Origin of the sequence: Burkholderia sp. Ax-1719 (assembly GCF_011753055.1) — a bacterium.
Taxonomy (GTDB): Bacteria; Pseudomonadota; Gammaproteobacteria; order Burkholderiales; family Burkholderiaceae; genus Paraburkholderia.
This window is the reverse complement of sequence record NZ_VWWJ01000015.1, coordinates 117,169-134,002: the sequence shown is the minus strand read 5'-3', so window position 1 is coordinate 134,002 and position 16,834 is coordinate 117,169. Positions and strand designations below refer to the sequence as shown.

Sequence of the window (16,834 nt, the reverse complement as noted above, 5' to 3'; positions counted from 1 at the left end):
TCGCTGAATGAGCCGCTGAAACGCGGCAGAAAAGACAAGGACAGGAGACAGACATGGCAGCAACCACCCTCCCCAACGCAGTCAAGATCGTTGAAGTCGGTCCGCGCGACGGCCTGCAAAACGAGAAGGAATTCGTGCCCACGCAGGTCAAGATCGAACTGATCGATCGCCTCACGCAGGCGGGCTTCGCGAATATCGAAGCCGCCTCGTTCGTCTCGCCGAAATGGGTCCCGCAGATGGCCGACGGCGCGCAGGTGATGGACGGCATCGCACGCCGCGCAGGCACGATCTATTCGGCGCTTACGCCGAATCTGCGCGGCTTCGAAGGCGCACTCGCCGCGCGCGCCGATGAAATCGTGATCTTCGGCGCAGCGAGCGAAGCGTTCTCGCAGAAGAACATCAATTGCTCGATCGCCGAAAGCATCGAACGTTTCGCACCCGTGGCCGAAGCGGCAAAGGCCGCTGGCGTGCGCATTCGCGGCAGCGTGTCGTGCTCGCTCGGCTGCCCGTACCAGGGCGACGTGTCGGTGGCGTCGGTGGTGGATGTGGTGCAGCGTTTCGCGGCGCTGGGCTGCGACGAAATCGATATCGCCGACACCATCGGCGTAGGCACCGCGAAGCGCGTGCACGAAGTGTTCGAGGCCGTCACGAAGGTGTTCCCGCGCGAGCGTCTTTCGGGCCACTTCCACGACACTTATGGTCAGGCGCTGGCAAATATCTATGCCGCGCTGGAAGAAGGCATTGCGATCTTCCACGCCTCCGTGGCAGGGCTGGGCGGCTGTCCGTATGCGAAGGGCGCAACGGGTAACGTGGCAACCGAAGACGTGCTGTATCTGATGAACGGCCTGGGCATTCATACGGGCGTCGATCTCGATCAGGTCGTGGCCGCGGGCGATTTTATTTCGCGCGCAATTGGCCGCAACAACGTCTCGCGCGCAGGCAAGGCGCTGCTCGCCAAACAGCAGAGCGCCGCCGCGTGCGCATAATCTGAATTCGAATCGCAGTACGAAGGAATCTTCAATATGATCGACACGCTTATCAACTCCGGGAAGGACGGCATCGAAGCACTGCCCGAATCCGCGCGCCGCGTTGCGCTGCTGCTGCGCGATCATGGCCACGTCAAACCGGTCGTACTGCTGCCCGAGACGGGCAAGACCTCGGCGGAAGCGGCTGCGGGACTCGGCTGTGAAGTCGCGCAGATCGCCAAGTCGATCCTGTTCCGTCGTCGCAAGGACGATGCGCCCGTGCTTGTGATCGCAAGCGGCGCGAATCGCGTGGACGAAAAGAAGGTCGAGGCGCATGTCGGCGAAATCGGCCGCGCCGATGCGAAGTTCGTGCGCGAGATGACCGGCTACGCAATTGGCGGCGTGTGCCCGATTGGCCACGCCACGCGCCCCATCACGCTGATCGACGCCGATCTGTTTTCGCTCGACAGCCTGTGGGCGGCGGCCGGCCATCCGCATGCGGTGTTCAATCTGTCGCCGCAGGAACTCGCGGCGATGACCGGCGCGCCAGTGGTGGATGTCGCGCTGCGCGAAGCGTAACGGCATGACTACGCCCTCGCCCTGCATCAACGTGTGCCGCATGCACGAGGCCAGCGGCCTGTGCGAAGGCTGTTTGCGCACGATCGACGAGATTGCGTCGTGGTCCACGCTCGACGACGACGCGAAACGCGCGGTGTGGGACGCCATCGAAGTTCGTCACGCGCAATGGCTGACGAAGCGCAACGCCTCGAACGTTGCGCACGCAACCGATAAAGCGAAGCCGGGAGACGCACGATGACCGCGCCCGCCCGCGTCGTGACGATCGGCGAGACCTTTGGCGCAACGCTTGCGCTCTCGCCCGATTCAGTGAAGACGTTCGCCACGCTCGTGAACGACCTCAACCCGCTGCATCATGACGATGCCTATGCCGCACAAAGCCGCTTCGGCGGGTTGATCGCATCGGGCACGCAGCCCACCGCGCATTTCATGGCGCTGCTGGCAACGCATTTTTCGCAGTACGCACAGCCGCTGGGCCTCGACTTCGACATGAAACTCAAGCGCGCCGCGCACGCCAGCGATGTGCTGACGTTCGAATGGCGCGTGGTGGATGCGTACTGGAAATCGAGCCTCAATGGCGATCTCGTCAAGCTCGAAGGCACGACGAAGAACCAGAACGGCGACACGCTCGTCGTGGGCCGCTCGACGATACCGGTGATGCCGAAACCGTCGAACGCCGAGGGCGTTGCGCCATGAGCGAAGTCGTTCTGCCCGCATCGATGCGCGTTTTCGAGCGCGGCTGGCTATCGTCGAACAACATCCTGCTCGTTGATGAAACGCGTACCGCGCTGGTCGATACCGGCTACGCCACGCATGCCGGGCAAACGGTCGCGCTCGTGCAGCATGCGCTCGCAGGCCGCGCGCTCGACACCATCGTCAACACGCACCTGCACTCGGATCATTGCGGCGGCAACGCGCCATTGCAGGCGCAGTGGGCCAGCGCAAAGGTCGAAACGCTCATCCCGGCCGCCAGCGAACGCGCCGTGCGTGAATGGGACGAGGCGAAGCTCACCTTTCGCGCGACGGGGCAGACCTGCGAGCGCTTCACGTTCACCGGCACGCTTGCGCCGGGCGCACGCCTGAAAATGGGTGGCATCGACTGGGACGTGATTGGCGCGCCGGGACACGATCCCGATTCGCTGATGCTGTACGCGCCCGAGCCGCGCGTGCTCATCAGCGCCGATGCGCTCTGGGAGCAGGGCTTCGGCGTGATCTTTCCGGAACTGGAAGGCGCAAGCGGTTTCGCGGAGCAGCAAGCGGTGCTGGACGCCATCGCGCAACTGGACGTGGCGACGGTGATTCCGGGTCATGGCGCACCGTTCTCGGGCGTCGGCGCGGCGCTCGAACGGGCCTATTCGCGCCTTGCATGGCTGCGCGCCGATCCCGCGCGCAACGCCAAAAACGCGCTCAAGGTGCTGATCGTGTTCAAGCTGCTGGAAGTACGCACGCTGAGCTTCGCCGCGCTGGAAGCCATGCTCGCCGATGCCGCCGTCCTGCACGCGGCGGCGCAGCAACTCGCGCCCGAAAGCGCATGGCCCGCGCTGCTGCGCGAGCTAAGCGCTGAACTGGCGAAGAGCGGCGCGCTGATACTGCGCGAAGACGGGATCGAAGCGCCGGCCGCCGTGTCCTGAACAGTGTCCTGAGCCGTCGCCTGAACATCGGCGGCTATGCACCAAAAAAAACGCTCGTCCTTTTGCGAGGACGAGCGAGAGTAGCTTGCTCTGACGTGATCAAACGTTCGAGCCGATCATACTCGCGCGCGATTGCGCGTCGCATCGGTGATTTCCCTACAAACTCCCAACCCAGCGCGGACCTGAAAACACCCGTAAAAACAGGCACATATTGCTTCGCGCTCCGAAGCTATGCCTGAGTTTATGCGTCAGGTTTATGCTCAATACGTTCACGAACCTGTCACACGCTCATTCATGAGCCGAGTTGCAGGCGCAACCATTCGAACAGGTGCGAGCAGAGATAAAGGCCCAGCCCGATCGTGCCGCCAATCACCGTGCCGTTGACGCGAATTTCCTGCAAATCCTTGCCGATCTTCAGTTCGATGAGCCGGGCAGTTTCGCGCGTGTCCCAGTTGCGCACCGTATCGCGGATGTGATGCGTCAGGTAGCGCGAGAACTCCGGCGCCATCGCGCGCGCGGCGTCTTCCAGATGGCTGTTGATCGAGGCGCGCAGATCGGCGTCCGCGGCCAGCGCCTGGCCGAGCCACTGGCCCGTCGCGGCCACTTTTGCGTGCAGCGTCGAGCCGGGTTTGTCGAGATCGTCGCGCAGCCACGCGCGCAGGCTGCCCCATAGCTCGCGCGTGTAATCGTTGAGCGCGCTGCCTTCGCGCAGGCTCGCCTTCAGCTCTTCGCCCTTGCGCAGAAACGCCGGATCGCTTTTCAGCTGCACGATCAGCTTTTGCATCACCTCGTCGAACTTCTGGCGCAGATGATGTTCGCGATCCTCGCTCACCTGGAGCAGCAGGCGGTTCACGGCGCTTTCCAGCACGCGCGCGCCTTTATCGCCGAGCCATTCCGAGGGCAGATATTTTTCGGTCTTCGGAAACTCACCCTTGAGCCCGTCGACGATGCGCGAGGCCACGAACGTGCGCGTGCTCTCCTCGGCCAGCAGCAGGCCAAGCTGATCGAGCATGCGATCGAGCAGTTCCTGGTGGCGGCCGTCTTTCGTCAGCGTATCGAGGATCGCGCCCGCCGACTTCGACAGATCGACCTTGTCCAAAGCCGCGTGCAGGGCATCGCGGATAAACGCCTGGATGCGCGCGTCGTCGGTCAGGCCGAGCAGGCCCGACATCAGCCGCACGGCGTAATCGCCCAGGCGTTGCGCATTCTGCGGCGCGGTCAGCCATCCCGATAGCCGCTCGACCGGATCGTGCCGCCGGATCAGCCCGACCAGCGAATTCACGTCGAGAAACTTCTCCTGCACGAACACGGCGAGTTCGTCGGCGATGCGATCCTTGTTGCGCGGAATCACGCCCGTGCGGGCGGCGATGAAGGGAATCGGCACGCGCCGGAACAGCGCGACCACCGCGAACCAGTCGGCCAGCGCGCCGACCATCGCGGCTTCGCTCACGGCCTTGATGCCGTCGACGACCACGCCCGGCGGCGACAGCGCCGTGACGACGAACACCACGGCGGCCGCGATCAGAAAAAGGAGCGCGCGGCGTTTGGCGCGGATGAGTTCGGCTTCGTCGCGGCTGATTTCAGTGGTGGGCATGCGGGCGGATCAGAAGGGAAATCGATCCGCGCCATTATGGAGGGAGTCTGCGAACGATGCGCCTGGGCGCACCGCCGCGTGCCGCCGTGTGCCGCGTCCCATTCACACGATCAAACCGTGCGCGCTTTCTCCCGCTGCGGCACGATCCGCCAGCCCAGGTTCACGCCCGCCGCCGCGAGCAGGATCAGCGCCGCGCCCGCCACCTGAATCCACGCGAGCCGCTGGCCGAAGGCAAACCAGTCGACGAAGATCGCCATCACCGGATAGATGAACGAGAGCGCGCCCGTCATCGCCGTGGGCAGCTTCTGGATCGCGCCATACAGCAGCACGTACATCACGCCCGTGTGCACGATGCCGAGCGTGACGATCTGCGCCCAGTGCACGGGTGTGTCGGGCAGCGTGCCGTAGTGGATGAACGGCGCGAGCGCCAGCGCGCCGAAGCCCAGCTGCACGAGCGCCAGCAGATGCGGCGGCGTGCCCTTCAGATGCCGCGTGATGATCGCCGAGATCGCATAAAGAAAGGCCGCGCCCGCCGCGCAGGCCACGCCCGCGAGGTATTCGCCGGGCACCGCCAGCACGGCGGGCGGCACCTCCACCACGCCCACGAGGCCGACGAAGGCCAGCGCAAGCCAGACCACGGTGGACGCGCTCACGCGCTCGCGCAGCAGCAGCGCGCCCAGGCCCACGAGCATGAAGGGCTGCGTGTTGTAGACGGCCGTGGCCATCGAAATGGAAGCACGCGAATAGGCCGCGAACAGCAGCACCCAGTTCGCGACGATGGCCGCGCCGCCCAGCACCGCGAGCCCGAGCGTGCGCCACGGCAGCAGCGCGCGCCTGTAAAGGCCGAGCGCCGCGCACACCAGCGCGAGCGTCGCGCCGCCCAGCACGCAGCGCATGAACACCACGTTGAGCGCCGGTTGCTTCGAAGCGACCACGAGCCAGCCGATGGTGCCAGACATCAGCATCGCAATGGTCATTTCGGCGGCGCCGCGGCGTACTTCGGGAGAAGCCATGAGTGTTGTCCTCGCAAGAATCTGCGAATCAGTTTACTGGTTACGCGCGGCGCAATACATGGCGAAAATAAGGCGAAAGATCGGATACGCCTTAGAATCGAAGGCAATATGCCCTTTGGATGAGCAAAGTCATGAACAAGCGTGCGAATGGACCGGCAGGGTCGTCTTCACCCGCGCCAGCGCCCCTCGATGAGATCGACCGAGCGTTGCTTGCGGCGCTCGCGGAAGATGCGCGCGCCAGCGTGAGCGAACTGGCGCGGCAGATCGGCTTATCCGCGCCCAGCACGACGGAGCGCATGCGCAGGCTCGAAGCGCAGGGCGTGATCGGCGGCTATACGGTGCAGATCGATCCGCGCGCGCTCGGTTATACGCTGCAGGCGATCGTGCGCGTGAAGCCGCTGCCGGGCCAGTTGCATCTGGTGGAGGAGATGCTGCGCCGCATCCCCGAATTCATCGAATGCGACAAGGTGACTGGCGACGACTGCTTCATCGCCCGCCTCTATCTGCATTCGATCGAACAACTCGACGAGATTCTCACCAAGGTCACCGAGCGCGCCGAGACCAGCACCGCCATCGTCAAAACGACGCCGGTGCCGCGCCGCCTGCCGCCGCTCGTCTGAGGCTCAAACCTGACGTCAGGCCTAGCGCTCGGTCGCTTCGAAGAACGCCAGCATTTCTTCGACCAGCGCTTCGTTGGCTTCCTCGGGAATGTAGTGGCCGCACGGCAGTGCGCGGCCGCTCACGTCGCGCGCGACCTTGCGCCATTCGGCGAGCGGATCGAAGCAGCGCTGGATCACGCCATGCTCGCCCCACAGCACGCGCAGCGGACACCCCACCTTGTGGCCGCGTTCGATATCGGCGCGGTCGTGTTCAAGGTCGATGGTCGCGGATGCCCGGTAGTCCTCGCACATCGCGTGTACCGCGCCCGGCTGGCGCAGCGCCGCGCGATACGCGCCCATCGCCTTGGGCGCGAACGGCGCGAGACCGGCGTGACGGCCGCCCATCACGCGCTCGATATAGGCATCGGGATTCGCGCCGATCAGCGCTTCGGGCAGCGGCTCGGGCTGGATCAGCAGGAACCAGTGGAAGTAGAGCGTGGCGAACTCGCGGTCGGTCTGCTCGTACATGGCGAGCGTGGGCGCGATGTCCAGCAGCATGAGCCGCTCGACGGCATCGGCATGATCGAGCGCCATGCGATGCGCCACGCGCGCGCCGCGATCGTGCGCGCACACGAGAAAACGCTCGAAGCCGAAGTGCTTCATGACCTCGACCTGGTCGGCAGCCATGGCGCGTTTCGAATAGGCGGCGTGGGTGGCGTCGCTGGTCGGCTTCGACGAATCGCCATAGCCGCGCAGATCGGTGGCGATCACGGTGAAGTGCTTCGCCAGATCCGGCGCGCAGCGATGCCAGATCATGTGCGTCTGCGGATGGCCGTGCAGGAGCAGAAGCGGCGGGCCTTCGCCGCCGCGCATCCCGTTGATTTCGACGCCGCCCGCGGTGCGGACGGTGAAAGGCGTGTATCCCTCAAACGGCATGATTTGTCTCTCCCCTGTCCCTGTTAGTGTGCTGCCATTGTATGAGGCGAGTGCGGCCCCATACCGTGCTTTGGGGCCCATAGCGCTAGAAACCGAGCACTCCTTCGAATAGCGCACGAAGCATGCGCCGACCACCCGCCGCCTATAATCGAACGACCGTTTTTAAGTCCGTGTTTTGAGTCGATTTCGTCAGCGCCTGCGCTGCGCCCAGGAGACACCGTTATGGCCTTGCCTGCCGTCCTGCAGAATCTGAGCTTGCCCGTCGTCGCCTCGCCGATGTTCATCGTCAGTTATCCCGATCTGGTGCTCGCGCAGTGCAAGGCGGGCATCGTCGGCTCGTTCCCGGCGCTCAATGCGCGTCCCGCCGAACTGCTCGACGAGTGGCTCACGCAGATCCAGGAAAAACTGGCCGAGCACAAGGCCGCGAACCCTGACGCCCAGATCGGGCCGATCGCCGTCAACCAGATCGTCCATCAGTCGAATGCGCGTCTGGAACACGACATCCGCGTGTGCGTGAATCATCGTGTGCCGATCTTCATCACCAGCCTGCGCGCGCCGCCGAAGGAACTGCTCGACGCAGTGCACAGCTACGGCGGCATCGTGCTGCACGACGTCATCAATCTGCGTCACGCCGGCAAGGCGCTCGAAGCGGGCGTGGATGGGCTGATTCTGGTGGCGGCGGGTGCGGGCGGCCATGCGGGCACGACTTCGCCGTTCGCGCTGGTGGGCGAAGTGCGGCGCATCTTCGACGGACCGATCGTGCTTTCCGGCGCAATCGCGAACGGCGGCTCGATTCTCGCCGCGCAGGCGATGGGCGCCGATCTCGCCTACATGGGCACGCGCTTTATCGCCACCCAGGAGGCGCACGCGGTGGAGGGCTACAAGCACGCGATCCTGAACGCCAAATCGGCGGACATCATCTACACCAACCTCTTCACGGGCGTGCACGGCAACTACATCCGCGAGAGCATCGTCAATGCGGGACTCGACCCGGATGCGCTGCCGGAATCGGATAAATCGGCGATGAACTTCGGCGGCGACAAGGCCAAGGCGTGGAAGGACATCTGGGGCGCGGGTCAGGGCGTCGGCCTGATGGACGACGTGCCCTCGGTGGCGGAACTGGTCGCGCGCCTGAAAAGCGAATACGACGAGGCGAAGGCGAAGCTCGGCATCGCCCGATAAAGCGGGCTTAAACCTTGACGCGCTGCGCGGCCCGCGCCGCCAGCGCGCGAATTTCGTCGGCGTTGGGCCAGAGCGCGCGCTCGCCAAAGCGCGCGGCAAGAAAGTCCACGAACGAGCGCACCTTCGCCGACAAATGGCGGCGGCTCGCATACACCGCGTAGATGGGCAACTCGCGCGGCGGCAGCGCATCGACGAGCAGCGGCACGAGACGGCCTTCGGCGATATCGTCGCCGATCACTTCCGTGCCCAGCATCGACAGCCCGCCGCCCTGCAACACCACCACGCGCAACGCTTCCAGGTGATTGACGATCAGGTTGCCGCCGGGCTTCGGGCGCGCGCCCGCTTCCGAGAACGGCGCGAGTTCCGCCGCCGACGCGCCCGCATAGTGCACGAACTTGTGGTTAGCGAGATCGGCGACCGACTTCGGCACGCCGTGGCGGCGCAGATACTCGGGCGACGCGCACAGCACGATATGGGCGGTAGCGAGCGGCCGCGCAATCAGCGACGACGATTTCAGCCCCGAAGGCGAAGCGCGGATCGCCACGTCGAAGCCCTCGTCGATCAGCTCGACCACGCGGTCCGACAGCGTGATATCGACGGTCACCTGCGGGAAATCCGCCGCGTAATCCGCCACCGCGCCCATCACGTGACGCAGCCCGAAAGCCGTGAGCGACGACACGCGCAGCCGCCCCTGCGGCACCACGCTCGCCGCACCGACGGCCTGCCCGGCTTCGTCGAGTTCCGTCAGCGCCTGGGCGACGCGTTCGTAGTACTCGCGCCCGGCTTCAGTAGGCGCGACGCGCCGCGTGGTGCGGTTCAGCAACCGCGCACCGAGCTGCTGCTCCAGGTGCATCACGTGTTTGCTGGCCATGGCCGCGGACATTTCCATGCGCTCGGCGGCTGCGACGAAGCTCCCCGCTTCCACCACCTGCCGGAAAACTTTCATGCTGACGAGGGTATCCATCGCGCTGCTCTTGCTCGTTCGGTCTATCGGAATCAGGAAACAATCGCCGATATTGTGCGCGCTTTATCAATTCCTGGTAGCCAAACGCGCAAGTCGTGAGCTTGCGTTTCCTTTCCAGCGCTCAAAAGAAAAAACCCCCGCGCTGCGAACAGCACGGGGGTTTCCCGGCGATGCGATGAAGCTCGAAAGGCTTAGAACTTGGCGCGCACGCCCACGCCGTAGGTCATGCCCGTCGACATATTGTCGTAGTGGTCGTACATGTAGGCCGCGTAGAGATCCGTGCGCTTCGAGAGCGGGTAGTCGTAGCCCACCGCCGCCGTGTTGTGCGTCTGGTTCAGGCCGCCCGTGTCGCGCGAGTACGCGTACGACGCCATCACCGTGCCCGGACCCACCGGCACCGACACGCCGCCCTGCGCCGTGTTGACGTGCCAGCTGTTGATGTCGCTGTTGTTGTTCGTGTACATGTACTGGCCGAAGAACTTCACGTACTTCAGGTCGTACGACAGGCCGACTTGCGCCACGCCCTGGCTGCGCAGACCGACGACGGTGGTGTCGCCGCTCACGATGCTGCCGATATCGCCCGGCGAGTTGTTGAAGTTGACGTACTGATAGACCGCCGTGGCGGCAAACGGGCCGTTGAAGTACAGCGCCTGGGCGCTCCACTTCTTCTTGCCGTTTTCGCCGGCCGTGTTGCCCAGCGCGTACATCACCGAACCCGACAGGCCGTTGAAGTTCGGCGTCGAATACTGGATCGCGTTGTTCCAGCCCGAATCGCCCACCACGCCCTGGTCGGTCGTGTAGGTCGGGAAGGTCGAAAGGCCCAGGTAAACGTGGTACACCATCGGCGAGAAGGTGTACGAATCGATGAACGGGTTGAACAGAATCGTCGAAACGAACAGTTGCGTCGTGAGACGACCCGCCGTCACCGTACCGTAGGGCGATTCGATACCCACGTACGAGTTACGGGCGAAGAAGGTGTCGCCCGAGAAGCGTCCGTACTGGCCGTTCTGCGCGCGGAAGAAGCTTTCCAGCGTGAAGATGGCCTTGTAGCCGCCGCCCAGGTCTTCCGAACCCTTCAAGCCCCAGTAGGACGTGGACATACCGCCGCCGCCGACATTCCATGCGGTCTGGCTGCCCGGAAAGCGCGTGGCGCCGACCCACTCGTCGACCTGACCGTAAAGCTGCACGCTCGACTGCGCGAAGGCCGACGACGATGCGGCGGCGAGCACGGCGGCGATGGCGCCGGCCTTGAGAGACGTACGCAGCGGTGAGCGCAGCGCGCGGCTGACGGCTGTATTCATGGGTTCTCCTGTCTTTGTCAAAAAAGGTGTGACTGGCGGCTGTGGCGCTCGCGCAAACCGTTTGTTTTTCGTCGTTCGCAGGCGTGGCCGTTCTGGGCGGAACCATCTTCGCGAACCATTTTTATGGACAAAAATATCGGCTGTTATCGCCGGTATATCGGCCCGATTAGTTTGTTGTCCACAAAATCTGTCGTGAGCGATTTCGCAGCTCTTTTTGCTGCATTGCAACACGATCGACGTGGGGCTCGCCGCCCGCATGGACGGGGCTTTTGCCCGGCTTTCGCGTAATCTGGCGAAGCCGTTGACGCAGCGCCACAGCGAAGTCAGGATTTGATGACGAAAGGCTTCTGTATGACGAGTGATTTCCAAAAAAGTGTGGTATCCACGCGTCAGTTTCAGCGCGAAAAATCGCCTCGCCCGCAAAACGGGCAAATCACGCAGGTTTTAAGCGGCAGAGTGACGCAGGGATGCGTCGATGCTGAAGAGGGGTAAGGCGGGGAAAGATCGCCGGCTGATCGCGAAGTCAATTGCGATAACGGATGCGCGCGAAATTGCGCTGCGGTGCAGCATCGCTATTCGATACGCATCGTCGTCATCAGTCTCGACGGCAATGCACTGCAATCAATTGCGATAAGGCGAAGGCATCGGCGGACGCGGCACGTCGCCGCCACCGCGCTGGAAGGGACGGAAGGTGCCGCGCTCTTCGTTGTAGCGCGCCACGTCTTCACGGATCGAACCCGTGCGTACGGGCGAATCGGCTGGAGGATGCGGAACCTGGCGCGTTTCCGCGCTCACGGGCTGGATCGGGCCGCGCGCGTTGCCATAGCCGCTACCGAAGCCGTTGCCGTAGGGATTGGCGCTAAAGCCGGGCGTTTCGCCACGCCGCTCCGCCTGACGACCGCCACCACCACCGGGTGCGCCGCGTTCGCGCCAGTTGCCCTGGTCGGCGACGCGCATCGGTGCGGGGCCGTTGCGGCGTTCACCCGCGCCGGGCTGCATGCCGCCGCCGAAGTGACCGCCGCCCCAATGCATGGACGACGAATCGCGCATCATGGGCGCGTGGCCGAAACCGCCGCCACCGCCATGAAAACCGCCGCCGCCATGGGGCGCGAATGAGGGCTGAGCATGGGCGAGCGCCACCAGGGAAGCCAAAACGGCCCCTAGCATCCACTGTCCCATCCGTAACAACCCTGCGCGCATTATGTCGATCACCTGCCCGACGATCCGCATGACCACCCGCCATTCGGGCCATGGCGGGCCAGTTCCCGGAACAGGTGAGCCGTGATGCGTAACGATTGCCACCACAACGGTCTACCCACGTTCCTTGACGGTAATTTATGGGCGCCCGCCCAGGGTGTCGAGCCAAAAAGTGTTATGCCCTCGGAAGGGTTGTAACACCATGTTACTGCACGATTTTTCGGGTTTTGGAGGGTTGCCGGGCGGGCCTGTTTCGTGCTCTCGCGAGCCCTGCTGGCCTGCGCTGGCGCGGCTTCGCGGCTTATCGCGATGCGCATGTTTCGTCGTACTTGAGAAGCGGTCTTTTGCATGACGAATGAGCGAACAATCGGTAATCGACGGGGCGAAAAAGTCGCCTCTTTTTCACTCGCTGGTAGCACACGAAACTGCCGTGAAAGCCGCCCCGTCATGCGCACTACTCATTAATCGATGTCTCGAATGAATTTGCTTTTTCAATGAGCTTGCGCCGACAATAGGGTTCCCGATAAGGGCTTCCCGATATTCCGATGACCCGCAGTGCCGCGTTCGCTGACGCGCACCGCCAGGCGCCGACATGCGCACTTGAGATTGTCCGATGGCACGTCCGAAATTCCTGCCCGATAACTTCACGCTCTGCCTCGTCGGCACCGTGATCCTTGCGAGCCTGCTGCCGGTGCACGGCCAGGCCGCCACCGCGTTCAACTGGCTCACCAATATCGCCGTCGGGCTGCTGTTCTTCCTGCACGGCGCCAAGCTTTCGCGCGAAGCAATCGTGGCGGGCGCGACGCACTGGCGTCTGCATCTGGTCGTGCTGGCCAGCACCTTCATCCTGTTCCCGCTGCTGGGTCTCGCGCTCAAGCCGGTGCTCTCGCCGCTCGTCACGCCCGCGCTCTACATGGGCGTGCTGTTCCTGTGCACGCTGCCCTCGACGGTGCAATCGTCGATTGCCTTTACCTCGATCGCGCGCGGCAACGTGCCTGCGGCCGTGTGCAGCGCGTCGGCGTCCAGCCTGATCGGCATCTTCGTCACGCCCGCGCTCGTCAGCCTCGTGGTGACGAACCAGACCGCCGGCGGCAGTTCCGCCTGGCATACGGTGTGGAACATCGTGCTGCAACTGCTCGTGCCGTTCGTGGCGGGTCAATTGCTTCGCCCCGTGATTGGCGGCTGGATCGAGCGCAATCGCGGCGTGCTCAAGTTCGTCGATCAGGGCTCGATCCTGTTCGTGGTGTACGGCGCATTTTCCGAAGCGATCAACGAAGGCCTGTGGCATCACACCCCGCTCGCCGCGCTGGGCGGGTTGCTGATCGTCAACGGCGTGCTGCTCGCGCTCGCATTGGGCATCACGATCTTCACGAGCAAACGGCTCGGCTTCTCGCGCGCCGATCAGATCACGATCATTTTCTGCGGCTCGAAGAAGAGTCTCGCGGCCGGTGTGCCGATGGCGAAGGTGATCTTCGCGTCGAACGCCGTGGGCGCGGTCGTGCTGCCGCTGATGCTGTTTCACCAGATCCAGCTGATGGTGTGCGCCGCGCTCGCGCAACGTTGGGGCGCACGCGACATGAGCGCGGAGCGCTCCGCGCAGGCCGGTGACGAATCGCGCGGCGGCGCGGCGGCGGCAGGCCGTCGATAACCGAAGCCGCATCGCTCACAGGGGACCGTGCCTTCCTCACGGTTCCCCACTCTCGCTCCCTCCCGCCATACCCATCGAGCGGCCTCACCGCCCGCTCCGATCCTCCCCCGCCTCCCGCCTCTTTCGCGCCTGTTTGCGTTTGCAGAACGTAAACAAACAACAGCAAACAACACGAAACCGGCGCGCAAACGTTGGCCTACCCATCTCGCACCTTTTTTCTTCGAACTGTCATTAAAAGTTCATTTAATTGTCCGACGCTGCTGCCGATATTCCCGTCGTTAAAGCCATCCTGGCTCTATCCATGTCTGCACGCGCGTCCACGCCGTCCGCCCCAACGCATCACGAGGGCGCCCCGCCCTCGACCGGCATCGAGGCCTTGATCGCCCAGCGCCAGCTGCGCGCCGTCTTCCAGCCCATCGTCGATTTCGACGATGGCGCGATCCTCGGTTACGAGGGGCTGATTCGCGGCCCGGCTGGCTCGCCGCTTGAGTCGCCCGCCGCGCTGTTCGCGCAGGCCACCGAAGCGGGCTGCACCACGGCGCTCGAACGCGCCGCCGCCATTGCCTGCATCGACGCATTCAACGCGCTCGGCTGCCACGGCAAGCTGTTCCTGAACTTCAGCGCGACCGCGCTGTGCCAGCTGGCGAGCATGGGTGTGGACACGCTGTTTTCGCGCATCGACGCCCATCGCGTCGTGATCGAGCTGACCGAGCAAAGCGCCATCGACGATCTGCGCGATTTCGCGCCGGTGGTCGCGGCCCTGCGCGCGGCGGGCGCGCAGTTCGCACTCGACGATTACGGCAGCGCCAATGCGAGCATGAACGTCTGGGTGCAGCTACAGCCCGACGTCGTGAAGATCGACCGCTACTTCATTCAGGACATCGCCAATACCGCGCTCAAGTTCGAGGCCGTGCGCGCCATGCAGCATTTCGCGCAGGCAAGCGGTGCGCGGCTCGTGGCCGAAGGCATCGAAAACGAAGCCGATCTGCTGGTGTTGCGCGACATGGGCATCGAAAGCGGCCAGGGCTTTTTCCTCGGCCGCCCGGATGCGCAGCCGCGTGCGAAGCTCGACGAGCGTGTGCGCGCCGCGATCAGCGCGCAGCACATCGCCGTGTTTCCCGAGGTCACGCGCAACAGCGGCGCGAGCGCAAGCGGCGGCGCGCCCGCGCAGAAGATGCTGGTGCACGCACCCGCGATGCCGCGCCGCGCAACCAATAACGACGTCCTCGAACTCTTCACGCGCATGCCCGATCTGCACGCGGTGGCCGTGGTCGAAGGCGAAACGCCCGTCGCGCTGATCAATCGGCGCGCCTTCATGGACCGCTACGCGCTGCCCTATCATCGCGAGCTGTTCGGCAAGAAGGCCTGTCTGCAGTTCGCCAACGCGCAGCCGGTGCTGATCGAACAATCGATGAGCGTCGAGCAGATGGCGGCGCTGCTCGCAAGCGACGATCAGCGTTATCTCGCCGATGGTTTCGTCATCACCGACAACGGCCGTTACGCGGGACTCGGCACCGGTGAAAGCCTCGTGCGCGCGGTCACCGAGGTGCGCATCCAGGCGGCGCGTTACGCGAATCCGCTCACCTTTCTGCCCGGCAATATCCCGATCAGTTCGCACATCGAGCGTCTGCTGTCGCACGACGCGGGCTTTCACGCCTGCTATGTCGATCTGAACCAGTTCAAGCCCTTCAACGATCAATACGGCTACTGGCAGGGCGACGAAGTGCTCAAGTTCGCGGCCCAGGTGCTCGCCGATGCGTGCGACCCCACGCGCGATTTTCTCGGCCACGTGGGCGGCGATGATTTCCTGATCCTGTTTCAGAGCGAGACGTGGCACGAACGCGCAAGCCGCGCAATCGAAACCTTCAACGCCGGGGCACTGCGCTTTTACGCGCCCGCCGACCGGCTCGCGGGCGGCATCCACGGCGAGGACCGCCAGGGTCACCCGACTTTCTTCGGCTTCGTGACGATGGCGATCGGCTGCGTGCATATCGCGCCGGGCGATGGCGCGCAGCACGGCAGCGAAGCGATCGCCTCGTTGGCCGCGATTGCCAAGCGCCGCGCCAAGCAGGAGGCAACGGGGCTGGTGGTGATCGAAGGTGGTGAGAGCGCTGAGTTGCTGCCGGCGCTGGCGCACGGGTAGAGGCGGGTTTCGACCTGCGGCCGGTTGGGTCGAGACCAACGGATAAATCCTGCGACGCGCGCCGAATCCCCCAAAAAGTCGCCGGCTTCATGCATTCAGCATCAAATGCCCCAGACATGGATTTACCGCAAAGTGCAGTGTGCGGCCGCGTGCCAGATTTACTGGCTTCAGACCGATGCGGAGGAGACATGTCGTTACCTGAATGGGGGCGCTCGTACAATGCGCTAGCCGTGCCGCTTACGAGCGACTGGCAATGCTCACTCGTGCCTGCCCGTGATGTCGGCGAGCCCACTGCGTGGTGGAACTTGACCTACGATCAGCGCCAGAAAAATCGAAAGGACCGCGAAGAGCAGATCGACCACGACCGGCGAGATTTCAACCGCTTGTTCCGGGTTTCAACCAGCCGTCGCGCAGCGCGCGCCTGCAGCGATTTCAGCGCCTATGCCGCGTTTATCCGCGAGCATTTACCTGTCTCGGGATTGTCCGCGCCGGTCGATGGGGAGGGCGTCACGTGCCTCCTCCTCAACGCGGTACGCGATGGTTGGCTTATTCCCGCAATTGACCGTGCATGGCGCGGTAGCCGGCGCGTTGCCCGGTTCTACGCCCCGCAGAGCTGGCCCAAACGAGCTCCCGACCCGAAGCCGATCATCTACAGCGTGCGCAACGGGCAGTTCGTCCCGCTCAACCCCGATGGAACATTTGTCGACTACACGCCTTACGTGCCAGTCAAGCCCGGTGGCGGTGCGACATCGGGTAACGTTGGCGCGCTCGACGATGTCTTCGCGAGTGGCGCGGACGATGATTCAACGCTACTCGCTGATGCGCAGGCGTTCGACTTTCAGCCTGATACCCCCGACGGCGATTCGTTCGATATTGCCAAGACTCCGAACGACGGCGAGCCGGGGACGTGGTACACGAATCCCGGTAGCGGGCAGATGCGCATGTATGGCGACGATGGCCAGCCCGTCGTGGATTTCGATTTTGACCACGATCACGGACAAGGGAATCCGCACGCCCACAACTGGGATGATGGCGTGCGCGGGCCCGGCGTTTCCTTTTCTCCGCTATGAGGTCTACGGGAGCAG

16 protein-coding genes are annotated in these 16,834 nt (G+C 64.2%); 10 read left to right on the top strand and 6 right to left on the bottom strand.

Annotated elements, in window-relative coordinates; all coding sequences use genetic code 11:
* Window positions 1-53: 53 nt before the first annotated feature.
* Genes F3J17_RS23020 through F3J17_RS23000 form a run of 5 tightly spaced genes read left to right on the top strand, consistent with a single transcriptional unit; the run spans window position 54 to window position 3,172 of the window.
* Window positions 54-986 carry a hydroxymethylglutaryl-CoA lyase gene (locus tag F3J17_RS23020; RefSeq protein ID WP_167064184.1) on the top strand — a complete coding sequence of 311 codons (933 nt, stop codon included), beginning with the start codon at window positions 54-56 and terminating at the stop codon, window positions 984-986.
* 36 nt (window positions 987-1,022) lie between these two features.
* Window positions 1,023-1,544, top strand: a complete 522-nt coding sequence (locus F3J17_RS23015) for a YbaK/EbsC family protein (RefSeq protein ID WP_167064181.1) — start codon at window positions 1,023-1,025, stop codon at window positions 1,542-1,544.
* Window positions 1,522-1,782, top strand: a complete 261-nt coding sequence (locus F3J17_RS23010; RefSeq protein WP_167064178.1) for a DUF1289 domain-containing protein — start codon at window positions 1,522-1,524, stop codon at window positions 1,780-1,782. The genes F3J17_RS23015 and F3J17_RS23010 overlap by 23 nt, the downstream gene beginning before the upstream one ends.
* A complete protein-coding gene (locus F3J17_RS23005) occupies window positions 1,779-2,237 on the top strand; it encodes a MaoC family dehydratase (protein WP_167064175.1) in 459 nt (152 codons plus the stop codon). Before F3J17_RS23010 ends, F3J17_RS23005 begins: the two co-directional genes overlap by 4 nt.
* Window positions 2,234-3,172 carry an MBL fold metallo-hydrolase gene (locus tag F3J17_RS23000; protein ID WP_167064172.1) on the top strand — a complete coding sequence of 313 codons (939 nt, stop codon included), beginning with the start codon at window positions 2,234-2,236 and terminating at the stop codon, window positions 3,170-3,172. The genes F3J17_RS23005 and F3J17_RS23000 overlap by 4 nt, the downstream gene beginning before the upstream one ends.
* 292 nt (window positions 3,173-3,464) lie before the next feature.
* Here F3J17_RS23000 and F3J17_RS22995 read toward each other — a convergent pair whose 3' ends face one another.
* Both F3J17_RS22995 and F3J17_RS22990 read right to left on the bottom strand, forming a co-directional pair.
* Complete coding sequence (locus F3J17_RS22995; protein ID WP_167064169.1) at window positions 3,465-4,766, bottom strand: DUF445 domain-containing protein; 1,302 nt, start codon at window positions 4,764-4,766, stop codon at window positions 3,465-3,467.
* Window positions 4,767-4,876: 110 nt separating this feature from the next.
* Window positions 4,877-5,779: a DMT family transporter gene (locus tag F3J17_RS22990; protein WP_167064166.1), complete on the bottom strand. Its 903-nt coding sequence runs from the start codon at window positions 5,777-5,779 to the stop codon at window positions 4,877-4,879.
* Window positions 5,780-5,910: 131 nt separating this feature from the next.
* Here F3J17_RS22990 and F3J17_RS22985 point away from each other — a divergent pair, with 131 nt between their 5' ends.
* Window positions 5,911-6,399 carry an Lrp/AsnC family transcriptional regulator gene (locus F3J17_RS22985; protein WP_167064163.1) on the top strand — a complete coding sequence of 163 codons (489 nt, stop codon included), beginning with the start codon at window positions 5,911-5,913 and terminating at the stop codon, window positions 6,397-6,399.
* 21 nt (window positions 6,400-6,420) lie between these two features.
* Here the strand turns inward: F3J17_RS22985 and F3J17_RS22980 are convergent, their stop codons facing one another.
* Window positions 6,421-7,314: an alpha/beta hydrolase gene (locus F3J17_RS22980; protein ID WP_167064160.1), complete on the bottom strand. Its 894-nt coding sequence runs from the start codon at window positions 7,312-7,314 to the stop codon at window positions 6,421-6,423.
* Window positions 7,315-7,536: 222 nt separating this feature from the next.
* On the opposite strand from F3J17_RS22980, the gene F3J17_RS22975 reads away from it, so the two are divergent.
* A complete protein-coding gene (locus F3J17_RS22975) occupies window positions 7,537-8,496 on the top strand; it encodes a nitronate monooxygenase family protein (RefSeq protein WP_167064157.1) in 960 nt (319 codons plus the stop codon).
* Window positions 8,497-8,503: 7 nt separating this feature from the next.
* Here F3J17_RS22975 and F3J17_RS22970 read toward each other — a convergent pair whose 3' ends face one another.
* The 3 genes from F3J17_RS22970 to F3J17_RS22960 form a co-directional block, all read right to left on the bottom strand.
* On the bottom strand, window positions 8,504-9,460 hold the full coding sequence (locus F3J17_RS22970; RefSeq protein ID WP_167064154.1) for a LysR family transcriptional regulator: 957 nt from the start codon (window positions 9,458-9,460) through the stop codon (window positions 8,504-8,506).
* Between the two features lie 191 nt (window positions 9,461-9,651).
* Window positions 9,652-10,761 carry a porin gene (locus F3J17_RS22965; RefSeq protein WP_167064152.1) on the bottom strand — a complete coding sequence of 370 codons (1,110 nt, stop codon included), beginning with the start codon at window positions 10,759-10,761 and terminating at the stop codon, window positions 9,652-9,654.
* Window positions 10,762-11,382: 621 nt separating this feature from the next.
* Window positions 11,383-11,913 (bottom strand): hypothetical protein, encoded by a 531-nt coding sequence (locus F3J17_RS22960; RefSeq protein ID WP_240161119.1) that lies wholly within the window; start codon window positions 11,911-11,913, stop codon window positions 11,383-11,385.
* 658 nt (window positions 11,914-12,571) lie between these two features.
* Here F3J17_RS22960 and F3J17_RS22955 point away from each other — a divergent pair.
* The 3 genes from F3J17_RS22955 to F3J17_RS36045 all read left to right on the top strand — a co-directional run bounded on the left by F3J17_RS22955 (window position 12,572) and on the right by F3J17_RS36045 (window position 16,819).
* The gene (locus F3J17_RS22955) at window positions 12,572-13,606 is read left to right on the top strand and encodes a bile acid:sodium symporter family protein (protein WP_167064146.1); all 1,035 of its coding nucleotides are present in this window, start codon (window positions 12,572-12,574) and stop codon (window positions 13,604-13,606) included.
* A gap of 301 nt (window positions 13,607-13,907) precedes the next feature.
* The gene (locus F3J17_RS22950) at window positions 13,908-15,749 is read left to right on the top strand and encodes a phosphodiesterase (protein ID WP_167064143.1); all 1,842 of its coding nucleotides are present in this window, start codon (window positions 13,908-13,910) and stop codon (window positions 15,747-15,749) included.
* Window positions 15,750-15,937: 188 nt separating this feature from the next.
* On the top strand, window positions 15,938-16,819 hold the full coding sequence (locus F3J17_RS36045; protein ID WP_205194920.1) for a hypothetical protein: 882 nt from the start codon (window positions 15,938-15,940) through the stop codon (window positions 16,817-16,819).
* The last annotated feature ends 15 nt before the right edge of the window (window positions 16,820-16,834 follow it).